The organism is Zymobacter palmae (genome assembly GCF_003610015.1).
GTDB classification, from domain to species: domain Bacteria; phylum Pseudomonadota; class Gammaproteobacteria; order Pseudomonadales; family Halomonadaceae; genus Zymobacter; species Zymobacter palmae.
Genome location: NZ_AP018933.1, coordinates 789,019 through 803,957, shown reverse-complemented (window position 1 = coordinate 803,957; position 14,939 = coordinate 789,019). Strand labels below are relative to the sequence as shown.

Genomic DNA, 14,939 nt, shown 5'->3' with positions numbered 1-14,939 from the left:
TTGCTCGTTCATGCCTTACCTATCGGACATGATTTACCTTACCACGCCACCGTTTCATATTGGAACTCAACCTATTGGGCATATCCGAAAAGCGTCAGCGCGGTGCATAGCTGAAGACATCCGAGAACACCTGCTCGGTCATTGGTTCAATAGAAGCCAGAGAATCCACGACACCGTATACCATGCCCGGAGACCCCGACAGAAAAATGCTGTAGTGACGATGCGCCTGAACATGCTGGATCAAGGCATCGTCGATACGCGCCACAACGCCACCTATGTTATGTTCCCCCGCCTGCTCGACAACGGGAAAGTAGGATAGCGCTGGCGTTGCCGCGGCCCACTGCCGCAGGTGAGTATGCAGGTACAGGTCATCAGCACCGCGCGCGCCCCACCACAGATCGACCTGGCGCTGCGGATAGCGCTGCAAAGCCGCCTCTGCAATGGCCTTCATCTGCGCCATGCCGGTCGCGGCGGCCACTAACAGCAAGGGACGGTCATCATCTTCCTGCAGTACGCACTCGCCTTTGGGCAAGCGCACCGTCAGAAGCGACTCTGCATCAAGCTGGTGTGCCAGTGCGGCTAGCGATGCGCTTCCTGACTGGAACTGGACGTGCAGTTCCAAACGCCCATCATGCGTACAAGCGTTAGCGATCGAGAAAGGCAGCCAGCGCTCTTCTCCCTCCACACTCGCCTGGATTTCCAGATACTGTCCTGGCTGATAGCAAAGCGATTCAGGCCCTTGCAGCCAGATGCGAGCGACCTCTTGACTCAACGGCTGACGTTCGACCACACGGCAACGTACAGTACGAGGTGTCACAGTGGCATGTGTCATGGATAACATCCTGTCATGAATGGCACAGCAGATGGACTGCCGATGAATACAACAACTGCCAGCAATGGCTGGCAGTCACGGTGTCCCCTATACAGAAGCGCGCACACTCAGTCCGGCAAAATGCCGTATTCTGCCCAGCGCTCGTCGACCCGCTTGACGATATCGTCATTGCGCGTGATCGGTCTTCCCCACTCGCGGTCGGTTTCACCCGGCCACTTATCTGTAGCATCCAGCCCCATCTTTGACCCCAAACCACTGACGGGAGAAGCGAAGTCCAGATAGTCGATCGGCGTATTCTCAACCATCACGGTATCGCGGCCGGGGTCCATTCGCGTCGTGATAGCCCACACAACGTCCTGCCAGCTGCGTGTATTGATGTCTTCATCCACGATGATGATGAACTTGGTGTACATGAACTGGCGCAGAAAGCTCCATACGCCCATCATGACGCGCTTGGCATGTCCCGCATAGCGCTTGCGGATTGAGACGATGGCCATCCGATAGGAACAGCCTTCCGGCGGCAGATAGAAATCGACGATCTCGGGAAACTGCTGCTGCAGGATCGGTACAAACACTTCGTTGAGTGCAACGCCCAGCACAGCAGGCTCGTCCGGTGGACGCCCCGTATAGGTGGAATGATAGATCGGATCGCGGCGGTGGGTAATGCGCGTGATCGTAAAGACGGGAAAACGGTCCACTTCATTGTAGTAGCCCGTATGATCACCGAATGGCCCTTCCTCCGCCAGTTCGTCGGGATAGATGAACCCTTCCAACACGATTTCTGCAGATGCCGGTACCTGCAAGTCAGCATGCCCACAACTGGCCAACTCGGTGCGCGCATCGCGCAGCAGTCCAGCAAAGGCATATTCGGACAGACTGTCAGGAACGGGCGTGACGGCGCCCAGAATGGTTGCGGGGTCAGCCCCCAGCGCGACGGCCACCGGGAACGGCTCACCCGGATGGGCTTTCTGCCACTCCTGAAAGTCGATGGCTCCGCCGCGATGCGACAACCAGCGCATGATGAGCTTGTTCTTGCCGAGCTTCTGCTGACGGTAGATGCCAAGGTTTTGACGCTTGCGGTGAGGGCCTTTGGTGATAACCAGCGGCCACGTCACGAGCGGTGCCGCATCTTCCGGCCAGCAGTGCTGGATGGGCAGACGATCAAGATCGACGTCATCGCCTTCCAGCACCACTTCCTGACACGGTGCACGGCGAACCTTCTTCGGCCCCATGCTCATGACCTTCTTGAGCAGCGGCAGCTTCGACCATGCGTCCTTGATACCCGTCGGCGGCTCAGGTGAGCGCAGCCACGCCAGCAGCTCACCAATCTCGCGCAGTGCGGAAACGTCGTTTTGCCCCATCCCCATGGCCACTCGGCGCGGGGTGCCAAACAAGTTCGCCAGCACAGGCATATCACTGCCCTTGACGTTTTCAAACAGCAACGCAGGGCCGCCAGCACGCAGCACGCGATCACAGATTTCCGTGATTTCGAGATAGGGATCGACCTCAGCGGTCACCCGCTTCAGCTCCCCTTCCCGCTCAAGATGGGCGATGAAATCACGCAGATCCCGATACTTCATGCGGCGTCCTCCTGACAGGCCAGCATCATCCGTGCACTCGTGTTCTAGCGACGCTTCATGGCCTCGAAGAACTCGATATTGGTCTTGGTATCTTTCAAGCGGTCAATGAGAAATTCCGTAGCCGCCACGTCTTCCATCGGGTTGAGCAGCTTGCGCAGGATCCACATGCGCTGCATTTCATCTTCGCTGCACAGCAGATCTTCACGACGCGTACCGGAACGGCGGATGTTGATGGCAGGGAATACGCGTTTTTCGGCCAGCTTGCGGTCGAGGTGCGCTTCCATGTTACCAGTCCCCTTGAACTCCTCGAAGATGACTTCGTCCATCTTGGAGCCAGTATCGACCAGTGCAGTCGCGAGGATGGTCAGGCTGCCGCCCTCTTCAATGTTACGTGCCGCACCAAAGAAACGTTTTGGTTTTTCGAGCGCGTGAGCATCAACACCACCGGTCAGCACCTTGCCGGAGGACGGCACGACGGTGTTGTAGGCACGGGCCAGACGCGTGATGGAGTCGAGCATGATCACAACGTCTTTCTTGTGTTCGACCAGGCGCTTGGCCTTCTCAATGACCATCTCGGCAACCTGTACATGGCGTGCCGGCGGCTCGTCGAAGGTGGACGCGACCACTTCGCCACGTACCGTACGCGACATTTCGGTCACCTCTTCGGGACGCTCGTCGATCAGCAGCACGATCAGGTAGCACTCAGGGTTGTTGCGCACGATCGCATTGGCGATGTTCTGCATCATCATCGTCTTACCGGCTTTCGGCGGCGACACGATCAGACCACGCTGCCCCTTACCGATCGGAGCGGTCAGGTCGAGGATACGAGAAGTGATGTCTTCGGTGGAACCGTTACCGATTTCCATGACCAGACGTTCATCGGGGAACAGCGGCGTCAGGTTTTCGAAGAGGATCTTGTGGCGGGCGTTTTCGGGGCGATCGAAGTTGATCTGGTTGACTTTCAGCAGGGCGAAGTAGCGTTCGCCTTCCTTCGGCGGACGAATCTTGCCGGAGATGCTGTCACCCTTGCGCAGGTTGAAACGGCGGATCTGCGACGGCGAGACGTAGATATCGTCCGGGCCGGCCATGTAAGAACTGTCGGCGCTGCGCAGGAAGCCGAAGCCGTCCTGCAGAATTTCCAGCACGCCATCGCCGTAGATATCTTCACCGCTTTTGGCGTGCTTCTTGAGGATGGCAAAGATGATGTCTTGCTTGCGCGTACGGGCAACGTTGTCGATACCCATGTCCTGAGCGATGTCGAGTAGCTCAGTAACGGCTTTTTGCTTAAGTTCGGTAAGGTTCATTGGCGTCTATAGGAAAGAGCTGAAAGCTTCAGCATGAGCATGAAAGAAAACGAGACGGTGGGCCTAGAAAGCACACGACTCATGAAGCGTGCGAGCGGGAAGCCACACACACTCAACAGGAGCGTCATGTGATTCCCGAGGTAATCCTCTTGAACCTGCTGTGGTCGATACCACGGCATTGACTGTCTAGACAGCAAGCCGGTCAACGAGAGCAACCGTAGGCACACGGCGAACAAACGCCATGTAAATGCCGTTATCGTGGCGATGACGCCAGACGGTGCGAATGCCATCAACAGTGGTGACCTCATCATGCCGGACAGGTCTCGAGCGGACGTGACATGCTTGCGACGAGCGAGTAAACCGCCTCGGTTTCATATAGCCTCGCCTGACGCCTGAAAACAGACGTAAGCTCAGAGGGAGAGTGGCAAAGGGAAACGAGAGTGGCTCGGCAGTACCAATGGATATCGGTGACTTAAATGCGCGCCGAAGCGTTGAAGATGTTTTTTAAACAGATGGATGCTCTGATGTTATTCAAGGAATCTTGGAAGTGCAAGTTCTGAACGCAATTTTCTGTTTCGGAACATTGTCGACAGCCAGACGACACCCTTTATCCCCCTTTTATTCACGTCCGCAGACGGTTCCATCGCGCCAAGCATGCCACCCATCCGCCACGATAGCGTCGGTATCGGACACCAGTGCCACAGGGGTCTCACCCACCCACGCTACCCGGAAACGTTCGCGCAGCCATGGCGGCACCCCACGGGCCTGAAAGAGAGCCTTAATCGAACGACGACAACCATTGACCCGCAAGCGCTCGCCACCTTCGCGCGCGACAAAACGCACATCAAGCGAGACATCACCGGCAATCAGCGGTTCGACCCGCCACTGAGCATAAGCGTCGATTGTCGCACTCGACAGAACGGCGCCATCGGCAGAGTTGGCCGCAAGATATAAGGCACCTTGCCACAACCGCACCTCACCGCCAGGCCAGTGGATATGCCCATGCCCAACCTTCAATTGCGCCAGCACCGTCTCAAGCCGAGCGCGTGGTGGCATTGGAATTCCCTGATGCGCCAACGCACGCCGGATCATCAGACGTGCCTCGCTATCACTCATCGTAGAGAGTGCATTGATCGGCAGTTGCTGGGGGGCTTTGGGCCACTGCGCCAGCTGTCGATCGGCCATCATCTCCAGCAGTTCGTGCGCTTCACGCGCATGCGCTGCCACCTGCCCCAGCGCAGCGACCGCTTGCGGCCAGCGTTCACTCAGACAGGGAATAACCTGATGACGCAGATAGTTGCGATCGTACTGCGACGAGGCATTGGATGGATCATCACACCACCGAAGGCCATGACGGCGCGCATATGCGCCGAGCGCTTGCTGACGATGTGCCAGTAGCGGCCGCATTAGCAGCGCCCTACCCAGCGGCCGCTGAGCAGGCATACCAGCCATGCCTGCAATGCCACTGCCTCGCATGGCCCGCTGCAGCACGGTTTCAGCCTGATCATCAGCATGGTGTGCCATCCACAGCACATCATCCTTGCGCAGCACCTTCATAAAGGCGGCGTAGCGCGCATCGCGTGCCTGCGCTTCAGGCCCACCGTCCGCGTCACTATCAATCGTCACGCGCTCAATGTGCAACGTGACACCCCATTCAGCGCAAGTAGAACAACACAAGCGTTCGAAAGCGGCCGCCGCATCTTGAAGCTGATGATTGACATGCAAAGCGTGAAGTTCAAGCGAGGAAGAAGGCAGTAGACGCAGCGCACGCGCGGTGCAATGAAGCAGCGTGATGCTATCGCAGCCGCCAGACAGCGCGACCCATAGCCGAGAACAGCAAGACGGCAGCGAAGCCAAGGCTTCGACTACCGTCTTGAGGAGAGGCTCTGCCGACCCGTGAAGGTCGGCGAGCACATCAGGACATGGCGCCATAGCTCATCAGACGCTTGAAGCGACGCTCCAGCAGCGCTTCAGTGCTCAGACCCTCAAGATGAGACAGCGACTGGTTAAGCGCTTCGCGCAGATTCTGTGCCATGACAGTCGGGTTGCGGTGAGCGCCACCCAGCGGTTCGTCGATGATGGTATCGACCAGACCGCGCTCCTTGAGCTGGCGAGCGTACACGCCCATGGCTTCAGCCGCTTCAGGTGCTTTCTCGGCGCTCTTCCACAGGATGGAAGCACAGCCTTCCGGCGAGATGGTGGTATACGTGGAGTATTCCAGCATCATCAGCTCGTCACAGACACCAATGGCCAGCGCACCACCGGATCCACCTTCACCAATAACGGTAGAGATGATCGGCGTTTTAAGGCGCGACATGACGGCCAGGTTGCGAGCGATAGCTTCACTCTGCCCGCGCTCTTCGGCATTAATGCCCGGATACGCCCCTGGCGTGTCAATGAAAGTGAAGATCGGCATGCGGAAGCGTTCTGCCATTTCCATCAGACGCAGTGCTTTGCGGTAGCCTTCAGGACGCGGCATACCAAAGTTGCGACGCACCTTCTCTTTCACCGTGCGGCCTTTCTGATGGCCGATGATCATGACGGGACGATCTTCGAAGCGAGCGACCCCACCGACCAGCGCATCGTCGTCGGCAAAGGCACGGTCGCCGTGAAGCTCATCAAACTCGATGAACACGGCGTCGATGTAATCGAGCGTATAGGGACGATCCGGATGACGGGACAGCTGACATACTTGCCATGCCGTCAGATCGCTGAAGATGTGCTCAGTCTGTTTGAGACTTTTCTCTTCCAGACGTGCGATTTCTTCGCTGATATTGATCTTGCTGTCGTTACCGACCAGGCGCAGCTCTTCGATCTTGGCCTGCAGCTCGGCGATCGGCTGTTCGAAATCCAGATAGTTGGGATTCATAAGGCGTGAAAAGGCTCTTCTGAAAGTGGCTACGGTACCTGCCTTCATGACACCGCAAAAAACGGCAGGCACCGACCTTGCGAGCATCGCCCTTGTCGCAGAACTGCCAGTAGGCAGTGCGGGGGTCGTCACGAGATGCTCGATCTTGTAAATCAACAGTGGCGCTTGCCACGTAGCGTGAACAGCCACCATAACGGCTGAATGCCACAAAGCGCACTGTTTCCAATATACGGCATTATCTCACGCATAACGAAACGTGCAAGAGTAGAAACTCTACCGGTACGTTAGGCGCACACCGCGCTGTCCTTCAAGTTCATTAAGCGAGATCATCAGTTCGTCGCTCGGTGAGACCCGCCATTCCGCCCCGAGTTCGATCAGACCACCGGCCTGCTCGTTGCGGTAGTTGAAGCGCACGGGCAGCCCCTCTTGATCAAGGTGTGGTTGCAGACCTTCCTTCAGACGGCGTGGGAAATGAATGTCCAGCCGACGCGTGTCTAGCGTGACCTCAATAGCCTCACCGTAGCGCTTGCGAGCATCCACCATCATGGTGATTTCCTTGCCGCGCAGCCTCAAACCACCACTATAGTCGTCCGAGCTGACATCGCCCTCAATGATCATCACCTGTGAGTCATTGAGGCTTGCACGCACCTGATCATACAGCTCGCCGAACAGCGAGACTTCGATGCGCCCGGTGCGGTCATCCAGCGTCACAAACGCGATCGTATCGCCGCGGCGCGACTTCATGGTACGCGTGCCAACCACCAGCCCTGCCACTCGCTGGGGTTCGCGCGAAGGACGCAAGTCGTTAATACGCGTACTGACGAAACGCTTCAGTTCCGGCTCATATTCGTCGATCGGATGACCGGTCAGGTACAAACCCAACGTATCTTTCTCGCCACCCAGACGTTCGCGATCGGTCCACTCGCGCACATCGCGATACTGCGCGTAGTTATCCGTTTCGCTCTCTTCAGCGGCGAACATGTCACCGAACATATCGTCAATGCCGATGGACTGGTTGGCATGCGACTGAGAAGCCGCCTTGAGTGCATCGTCCAGCGCCGCTGCCAGTATCGCGCGAGACGGCCCTAGCTGGTCCAACGCACCAGAACGGATCAGTGCTTCCAGCGTACGCTTGTTAAGGCGTTTGCCATCGACGCGGCGACAAAAATCGAACAGGTCAATGAAATCACCGCCCTGACGACGCGCGTCCACGATCGCTTCGATCGGGCCTTCACCGACACCGCGAATGGCCCCTAGCCCGTAAACCACCTGACCTTTCTCGTTGACACTGAAGCGATACTCGCCGCGGTTTACGTCCGGCGGCGTCACTTCAAGCTTCATCCGTCGGCACTCTTCGATCAACGGCACAACCTTATCAAGGTTGTCCATTTCGGTAGAGATAACGGCCGCCATGAATGAGGCTGGATAGTGGGTCTTCAGCCATGCCGTCTGGTACGAGACCAGACCGTACGCCGCAGAGTGCGATTTATTGAACCCGTAACCGGCAAACTTTTCTACAAGATCGAAGATGTTACCGGCAAGATCCTTATCAATACCGTTCTTCGCACACCCTTCCATAAAGCCAGACCGCTGCTTGGCCATCTCTTCCGGCTTTTTCTTACCCATCGCGCGGCGCAGCATATCGGCCTGACCCAACGTATAGCCAGCCAGTACCTGCGCGATCTGCATGACTTGCTCCTGGTACAGGATGATGCCGTAGGTCGGCTCCAGTACCGGTTTCAGCCACTCATGCTGGTAATCGGGGTGCGGGTAGGACAGCTCGGCACGCCCGTGCTTACGGTTGATGAAGTCGTCCACCATGCCCGACTGCAAAGGGCCAGGGCGGAACAGCGCCACAAGGGCGATCATGTCTTCAAGCGAGTCAGGTTTCAGGCGCTTGATCAGCTCTTTCATCCCGCGCGATTCAAGCTGGAACACGGCGGTAGTTTCCGCACGCTGCAACAGGCTGAACGTTTCACGGTCATCCAGCGGGATAGTGGCGATATCCAGCGGACCTTGGCCGCTACGGGCACGCTCTTTGTCCACCCACTGGAGCGCCCAGTCGATGATGGTCAGGGTGCGCAACCCCAAGAAGTCGAATTTAACCAGCCCGGCCTCTTCGACGTCGTTCTTGTCGAACTGGACGACCAATCCCGAACCGTCTTCATCGCACAGCAGCGGCGAGAAGTCGGTCAGCTTGGTCGGCGCGATCACCACGCCCCCGGCGTGCTTACCGGTACCACGCGTGATCCCTTCCAGCTTGAGCGCCATTTCCCAGATTTCGGCCGCTTCTTCATCGCCCTCGACATAGTCACGCAGCGGCTCTTCCTGTTCCCAGGCCTTGGCCAGCGTCATGCCCACCTCAAACGGAATCATCTTGGACAGACGATCCCCAAGCGAGTACGGCTTGCCCTGCGCGCGCGCCACGTCGCGCACCACGGCCTTGGCCGCCATGGTACCGAAAGTCACGATCTGCGATACCGCATCGCGACCGTAGGTGTCGGCCACGTAGTCAATGACGCGGTCACGTTTTTCCATGCAGAAGTCGACGTCAAAGTCGGGCATGGAAACACGTTCAGGGTTCAGGAAGCGCTCGAACAGCAAGTCGTATTCGAGTGGATCAAGGTCGGTAATCTCAAGCGAATACGCGACAAGCGAGCCAGCACCGGAACCACGCCCCGGCCCGACGGGAATCCCGTTCTGCTTGGCCCAGCGGATGAAGTCCATAACGATGAGGAAGTAACCGGGAAACCCCATCTGGTTAATGATTTGAAGCTCGAACTCCAGGCGTTCGCGGTACTTGGGTTCTTCTTCCTCGCGACTGCGCTCACGGTAGATGGCATTCGGACCTTCGAACAGCAACTCTAGGCGCTTGGTTAACCCCTCATGGGACAGCTTATTGAAGAATTCTTCGATACTAAGGCCATCAGGAATGGGGTATTCCGGCAGGAAGTAGGTGCCCAGACGCAGGTCGACGTTGCAGCGTGCGGCAATCATGACCGTGTTCTCGAGCGCCTCGGGGATATCATCGAACAGCTCAGCCATTTCGGCAGGCGATTTCAGATATTGCTCTTCGGTATAGCGCTGTTCACGGCGCGGATCGTTGAGCGCCCGCCCTTCCCCGATGGAGACACGTGTTTCATGCGCCCAGAAATCTTCACGCTTCAGGAAGCGGACGTCGTTGGTCGCCACCACAGGTGTGCCCGTCTCAGCGGCCAAAGCGACTGACAGATGCACGCACTCTTCATCGTACTGGCGGCCGGTACGCTGCAGCTCCAGATAAAAGCGATCAGGGAAGAAGCGCTGCCATTCAGCGAGCAGCGTCCGCGCCATTTCGGCGTGGTCTGCCAGCAGGAAGCGTCCGATTTCACCCTCACGCGCGCCGGACAGGGCAATAAGGCCTTCAGAAGCTTCGAAGATCCATTCTTTGTGCAGTAGCGGTACGCCTTTGACCTGCCCATGCTGCCAGCCGCGGGAAATCAGCTCGGTCAGGTTCTTATACCCTTCCGCGTTCATGGCGAGCAGTGTCAATCGGTACGGGTGCTCTTCATCCTGCGGGTTGATCATCCACAGGTCGCTGCCCACTACCGGCTTGGTACCGGCCCCCTGTGCCGCTTTATAGCCCTTGACCAGCGCAAACAGGTTAGTTTCGTCGGTAATGCACTGTGCGGGCATGCCCATTTCGGTGACGGTTTTGGTCAGCGGCTTAAGCCGCACCAGACCGTCCACCAGAGAATATTCGGTATGTACGCGCAGGTGTACGAAAGGCGTCGTCATGGCAACTCTCGAAGAAGAAACAGAGGTGATCGCCCTTCATACAGAAGGGATCACTCGCCGTGATATGCAACACACATCATGGCAGGGAATCGCAGCTAAAGGGTGCAGACTTCCGGCATCATTCCAGAAGCCTCACGCCTCACAGCAAGGATAGCTGACGCTGTACGGGGCCGAAGGAACGGCGATGTTCGGGCAGAGGCCCCAGTTTTTCCAGCATGGCCAGATGCTCGCGCGTTGGATAGCCCTTGTGGCGAGCAAAACCATATTCGGGGTATTGCGCATCCAGTGCGACCATTTCCGCATCGCGCGCCACCTTGGCCAGAATGGAAGCGGCCCCGATAGCGGGGTGACGTGCATCGCCTTTAACGACCGCCTGCCCGGGCAACGAATGGCCCGGCAGACGGTTGCCGTCAACCAGCAGGTATTCAGCGGCCGGAGCCAGCGCGTCAATGGCGCGCCGCATGGCCAAATGCGTCGCGTGATAGATATTCAGCTCGTCGATCTCTTGCGGAGAGGCACTGCCGATCGCCCAGGCCAGCGCTCGCTCACGGATCAGTACATCCAATGTCTCGCGCTTCTTGGCCGACAGCGCTTTGGAATCGGTCAGCCCATCAATGGGACGCGAGGGATCCAGAATTACGGCGGCCGTTACGACATTGCCGATCAACGGTCCTCGTCCCACTTCATCCACACCCGCCAGCAACATGCCATCGTACTCGATGACGAGTGGCGGCCACTCTTTAGGAGTACCTTTAGCGGCACGAGAGCGAGAGCGCGTTGAAGAGGAACGTACGGTCATGAGCAACAGTCCTTTGCTGGTAGCCGTGGCAAGCACGACTACGGTCAATCAGGCGAATTCTGAACGAGTGACAGCACGGCATCGGCTGCTCGCTCACTGGCATGGCATGCCAGTTGCGCGTGCAGCTGCCGGAAGCGCGTCATGATCGCAGCATTGTCCTGATGGAGCAAAGGTCTCAAGGTGTCATGCAGCCGCTCGGGCGTGACCTCATCCTGAATCAGCTCGGGAATCATGTCGTCCTGCGCGATCAGGTTGGGCAGCGATATCCAGCGCGTCTTCACCATTCGCTTCGCGATGGCATGCGTCAGCCACGGCATGCGATAAGCCACCACCATCGGACGATGGCAGAGCATGGCCTCAAGCGCCGCCGTTCCTGACGTAAGCAATACAGCATTGGCCGCTGTCATGACCGTCGCAGCCGGCTCGGTCGTCACGGCAATAGCGGCCGCCACCGCAGGGTCAGCCTGTGCCAGCAGCGCCCTGATCTCATCGTAACGAGCAGGCGTGGCCGCAGGAATGACGATCGACAGCTGAGGCTGATCCGCCAATAGCAATGGCACCGTGTCTAGGAAAACGGGGAGCATGCTCGCCACTTCACTGCGCCGCGAGCCCGGCAGGATCGCTAGTACTGTGGCCTCACCGGTAAGCGCCAGTATCCGGCGCGCGGCCGCCTGGTCATCTTCAACGGGCAACGTATCGGCCAGCGGGTGTCCCACAAAAGTGACCGGCATCCGATGCTGGCGATAAAAATCGGCTTCGAACGGCAGTAGTGTCAGCATGTGCTCGGCCGAGGCCTTGATGCCCTTGATGCGCCCCTGTCGCCATGCCCACACTGAGGGACTGACATAGTGCAACGTATGCATGCCGCGTTCGCGCAGCTGCCGCTCCAGCCCAAGCGTGAAGTCCGGCGCGTCGATACCGATCATGATATCAGCCCCCCATGCCAGAGCAGCCTCACGCAGCTGACGCCGCACGCTGAAGAGCCGTGGCAGATGGCGCACCACCTCAACCAGCCCCATCACGGACAGCGTTTCCAGCGGGAAAAGACTCTCCATGCCCTCAGCAATCATTCGGGGGCCACCAATGCCTTTGAAGGCAATCTGTGGATGGCGGACTTTGAGCGCGTGCAGCAAGCCACCGCCAAGGATATCGCCCGAGAGTTCGCCCGCAACGACGAACACCTTGAGCGGCGCGGGAGCAACGGTCTGAGTCATGGGTAGGGTCACCGTACCGGAGAATAGGCGGGACGATCCGATCACAGTCGCGCGAGCCGTGCCCTGCTGGCTGGCGTGTCTGTACGGCCGATCATGGAGACAGGGTCACCGAAGCGGCATGGAAGCGCAGGCAGTGTTCCATGAACGCAACGGGAAACCCTTCGTCAGCAGTACTGACGGTATGTCCTGCACGCCGATAGAGGGTATCAGCGTGTAAGGCCTCGAGTAGACGATACCAACGAGTCGATGAACATATCGACTTCTGGCAGGGTCTCTTCCTTTTGCAGCTCGGCAATCGCTTCGCTGAGCGTTTGCTTGCCACGGAAGACGCGCTTGTAGGCGTCTTTCAGCGCGCTGATCGCTTCAGCGGAGAACCCACGTCGACGCAGCCCTTCCGCATTGATGCCGTGCGTATGAGCCGGGTTGCCATTGACCATGACAAAGGACGCAATGTCCTTAGTAATGATCGAGCCGCCACCACACATGGCATGCGCACCAACGTGACAGAACTGATGCACGGCGGCCAGCCCACCCAAGATAGCATGATCACCAATGGTGACATGCCCGCCCAGCGTGGCTTGGTTGGCCATGATGCAGTGATCGCCAATAACGCAGTCGTGTGCTACGTGCGAGTAGGCCATGAACAGGTTGTGGCTGCCGATACGCGTCAGCGCCTGATCCTGAACCGTACCTCGGTGCACGGTAACACCTTCACGGAACGTATTCTCATCACCAATCTCGAGATACGTTTTTTCACCGTGATATTTCAGATCTTGGCAGTCCTCACCGATAGTGGCGAACTGGAAGATACGATTGCGCGCACCGATGATCGTGGAACCCTTGATGACGACGTGGGGTGCAATGACACACCCCGGTCCGATGACGACATCAGGCCCAATAACACTATAAGGCCCGATTTCGACGTCATCGGCGACCCGCGCTTCAGGGTCGATGATAGCAGTCGGGTGGATCAAGCGATCTTCCTCTCAGCACAGATGATGTCGGCTTCACAGGCAAGCTCGTCGTCGACATAGGCACGGCAAGTAAACTTCCAGATGCCACGCTTGGACTTGTCCATGTGAGCTTCTAGGTACAGACGATCACCCGGGTAGACCGGACGCTTCAGACGCACGTTGTTGCTACCGACGTAGTAATAGATGTAGCCATCACGTGGCAGCTTGTTGACTGTCTTGAACCCGAGGATACCGGCCGCTTGTGCCAGTGCTTCGGTGATCAGTACGCCCGGCATGATGGGATGATCCGGGAAGTGACCGGTGAAGAACGGTTCGTTGTAGCTGACGTTCTTGTAAGCTCTGATGTACTTGCCCAGTTCAAGTTCCACTACTCGATCCACGAGGAGGAACGGGAAGCGATGCGGCAGGTACTCCTGAATTTCCTTGATACCCATGACCATGTAGTCAACCTCTGAGGCACGGCCTCTGAAAATTAAAATGCCTGCGACCAGGCAGGCTTTATATAGTGCGTATTGGCCCGATGCAACCTTGCGGGCCAAGACACTCTCCGAATATCAGCGCTTTTCGAGCCGAGAAAGACGGCGGGCCATCTCGTCCAGCTGCTTGAATCGAACGGCATTCTTACGCCACTGGGCATTCGGCATCGCGCCAGTACCCGAGGAGTATACACCTGCCGAGTGAATCGAGTTGGTGATCAGGCTCATACCGGTAATCTGGACGCGATCGGCGATCTCAAGGTGACCTGCGACGCCGACACCACCGCCCAGCAGACAGCCGCGGCCGATCTTGGTCGACCCAGCGATGCCAACGCAACCCGCCAGCGCGCTATGATCGCCAATCTGGACGTTATGGGCAATCTGCACTTGGCTGTCGATCTTGACATCGTTGCCGATGATCGTATCGCCGAGCGCACCACGGTCAATGCTGGAACAGCTTCCGACTTCGACGTCATCGCCCAGACGAACGCCACCGATCTGTGCGATTTTGGTCCAGCCCTTGCCGTTGAAGGCAAAGCCGAAACCGTCACCGCCAAGTACCGCGCTGCTGTGGATGATGCAACGTTCGCCAAGCGTAACGCCGTGATACAGCGTGACATTCGGATAGAGGTGCGATCCCTTGCCGACGATGCAGCCATCGCCGATGGCCACGCCAGCGTCGATAACGACATCGTCTTCGACGGTCACATGGGCACCGATATGGACATGCGGTCCAATGGATACACGCTCACCGATAGTCGCTGTATCGGCAATTACGGCAGTTTCATGAACAGTGGGTGCTTGCTTCATAGCCATCGGATCGAAAAGCTGCGATAGCATGGCATAGCCGAGATAAGGATCCTTGAGCACCAGTGCGGGCACTGGACAGGCATCTTTATGCTCTTCGCGGATCAAAACACCCCCTGCATGAGTATCTTGCAGGAAGCGCAGGTAAGAGGGGTTGGCCAGAAAGGCCAGATCTTCGGGGCCCGCATCATGAAGGGTGGCCAGTCCGGTGATCAGCGCGTCTCCGTTTCCGGATACGGTCGCTCCCACGCGTTCGGCCAGTTCATTCAACGTGTAGCCGTGCTTGGCAATCGTATTCATGGCTATC

11 protein-coding genes are annotated in these 14,939 nt (G+C 57.9%); all 11 read right to left on the bottom strand.

Translation table 11 applies throughout. The features are described from left to right. Positions 1 to 94 precede the first annotated feature (94 nt). Positions 95 to 832, bottom strand: coding sequence for an FAD-binding oxidoreductase (locus ZBT109_RS03580; RefSeq protein WP_051523838.1), 738 nt, complete (start codon positions 830 to 832; stop codon positions 95 to 97). Positions 833 to 939: 107 nt separating this feature from the next. Beyond that, positions 940 to 2,412 (bottom strand): 4-hydroxy-3-polyprenylbenzoate decarboxylase, encoded by a 1,473-nt coding sequence (gene ubiD, locus ZBT109_RS03575; protein ID WP_027705265.1) that lies wholly within the window; start codon positions 2,410 to 2,412, stop codon positions 940 to 942. A 44-nt stretch (positions 2,413 to 2,456) separates the two neighbouring features. Continuing rightward, positions 2,457 to 3,716 (bottom strand): transcription termination factor Rho, encoded by a 1,260-nt coding sequence (gene rho / locus ZBT109_RS03570; RefSeq protein WP_027705266.1) that lies wholly within the window; start codon positions 3,714 to 3,716, stop codon positions 2,457 to 2,459. Between the two features lie 618 nt (positions 3,717 to 4,334). Continuing rightward, on the bottom strand, positions 4,335 to 5,648 hold the full coding sequence (gene tilS / locus ZBT109_RS03565; protein ID WP_051523839.1) for a tRNA lysidine(34) synthetase TilS: 1,314 nt from the start codon (positions 5,646 to 5,648) through the stop codon (positions 4,335 to 4,337). Beyond that, on the bottom strand, positions 5,632 to 6,585 hold the full coding sequence (gene accA / locus ZBT109_RS03560) for an acetyl-CoA carboxylase carboxyl transferase subunit alpha (protein ID WP_027705268.1): 954 nt from the start codon (positions 6,583 to 6,585) through the stop codon (positions 5,632 to 5,634). Before accA ends, tilS begins: the two co-directional genes overlap by 17 nt. Before the next feature lie 273 nt (positions 6,586 to 6,858). Further along, positions 6,859 to 10,362 carry a DNA polymerase III subunit alpha gene (gene dnaE / locus ZBT109_RS03555; protein ID WP_027705269.1) on the bottom strand — a complete coding sequence of 1,168 codons (3,504 nt, stop codon included), beginning with the start codon at positions 10,360 to 10,362 and terminating at the stop codon, positions 6,859 to 6,861. Between the two features lie 139 nt (positions 10,363 to 10,501). Further along, positions 10,502 to 11,161, bottom strand: coding sequence for a ribonuclease HII (gene rnhB, locus ZBT109_RS03550; protein ID WP_051523840.1), 660 nt, complete (start codon positions 11,159 to 11,161; stop codon positions 10,502 to 10,504). A 44-nt stretch (positions 11,162 to 11,205) separates the two neighbouring features. After that, entirely contained in the window at positions 11,206 to 12,375 is a 1,170-nt protein-coding gene (gene lpxB, locus ZBT109_RS03545; protein WP_027705271.1) for a lipid-A-disaccharide synthase, read from the bottom strand. A 206-nt stretch (positions 12,376 to 12,581) separates the two neighbouring features. Beyond that, positions 12,582 to 13,349, bottom strand: coding sequence for an acyl-ACP--UDP-N-acetylglucosamine O-acyltransferase (gene lpxA / locus ZBT109_RS03540; RefSeq protein ID WP_027705272.1), 768 nt, complete (start codon positions 13,347 to 13,349; stop codon positions 12,582 to 12,584). Beyond that, the gene (gene fabZ, locus ZBT109_RS03535) at positions 13,346 to 13,789 is read right to left on the bottom strand and encodes a 3-hydroxyacyl-ACP dehydratase FabZ (RefSeq protein WP_027705273.1); all 444 of its coding nucleotides are present in this window, start codon (positions 13,787 to 13,789) and stop codon (positions 13,346 to 13,348) included. The genes lpxA and fabZ overlap by 4 nt, the downstream gene beginning before the upstream one ends. A 114-nt stretch (positions 13,790 to 13,903) precedes the next feature. After that, positions 13,904 to 14,932: a UDP-3-O-(3-hydroxymyristoyl)glucosamine N-acyltransferase gene (gene lpxD, locus ZBT109_RS03530; protein WP_027705274.1), complete on the bottom strand. Its 1,029-nt coding sequence runs from the start codon at positions 14,930 to 14,932 to the stop codon at positions 13,904 to 13,906. Positions 14,933 to 14,939: the final 7 nt, after the last annotated feature.

Coding starts and splice junctions, on each gene's coding strand:
- ZBT109_RS03580 (WP_051523838.1), bottom strand. CDS start 832: ATGACACATGCCACTGTGACACCTCGTACTGTACGTTGCCGTGTGGTC.
- ubiD (WP_027705265.1), bottom strand. CDS start 2,412: ATGAAGTATCGGGATCTGCGTGATTTCATCGCCCATCTTGAGCGGGAA.
- rho (WP_027705266.1), bottom strand. CDS start 3,716: ATGAACCTTACCGAACTTAAGCAAAAAGCCGTTACTGAGCTACTCGAC.
- tilS (WP_051523839.1), bottom strand. CDS start 5,648: ATGGCGCCATGTCCTGATGTGCTCGCCGACCTTCACGGGTCGGCAGAG.
- accA (WP_027705268.1), bottom strand. CDS start 6,585: ATGAATCCCAACTATCTGGATTTCGAACAGCCGATCGCCGAGCTGCAG.
- dnaE (WP_027705269.1), bottom strand. CDS start 10,362: ATGACGACGCCTTTCGTACACCTGCGCGTACATACCGAATATTCTCTG.
- rnhB (WP_051523840.1), bottom strand. CDS start 11,161: ATGACCGTACGTTCCTCTTCAACGCGCTCTCGCTCTCGTGCCGCTAAA.
- lpxB (WP_027705271.1), bottom strand. CDS start 12,375: ATGACTCAGACCGTTGCTCCCGCGCCGCTCAAGGTGTTCGTCGTTGCG.
- fabZ (WP_027705273.1), bottom strand. CDS start 13,789: ATGGTCATGGGTATCAAGGAAATTCAGGAGTACCTGCCGCATCGCTTC.
- lpxD (WP_027705274.1), bottom strand. CDS start 14,932: ATGAATACGATTGCCAAGCACGGCTACACGTTGAATGAACTGGCCGAA.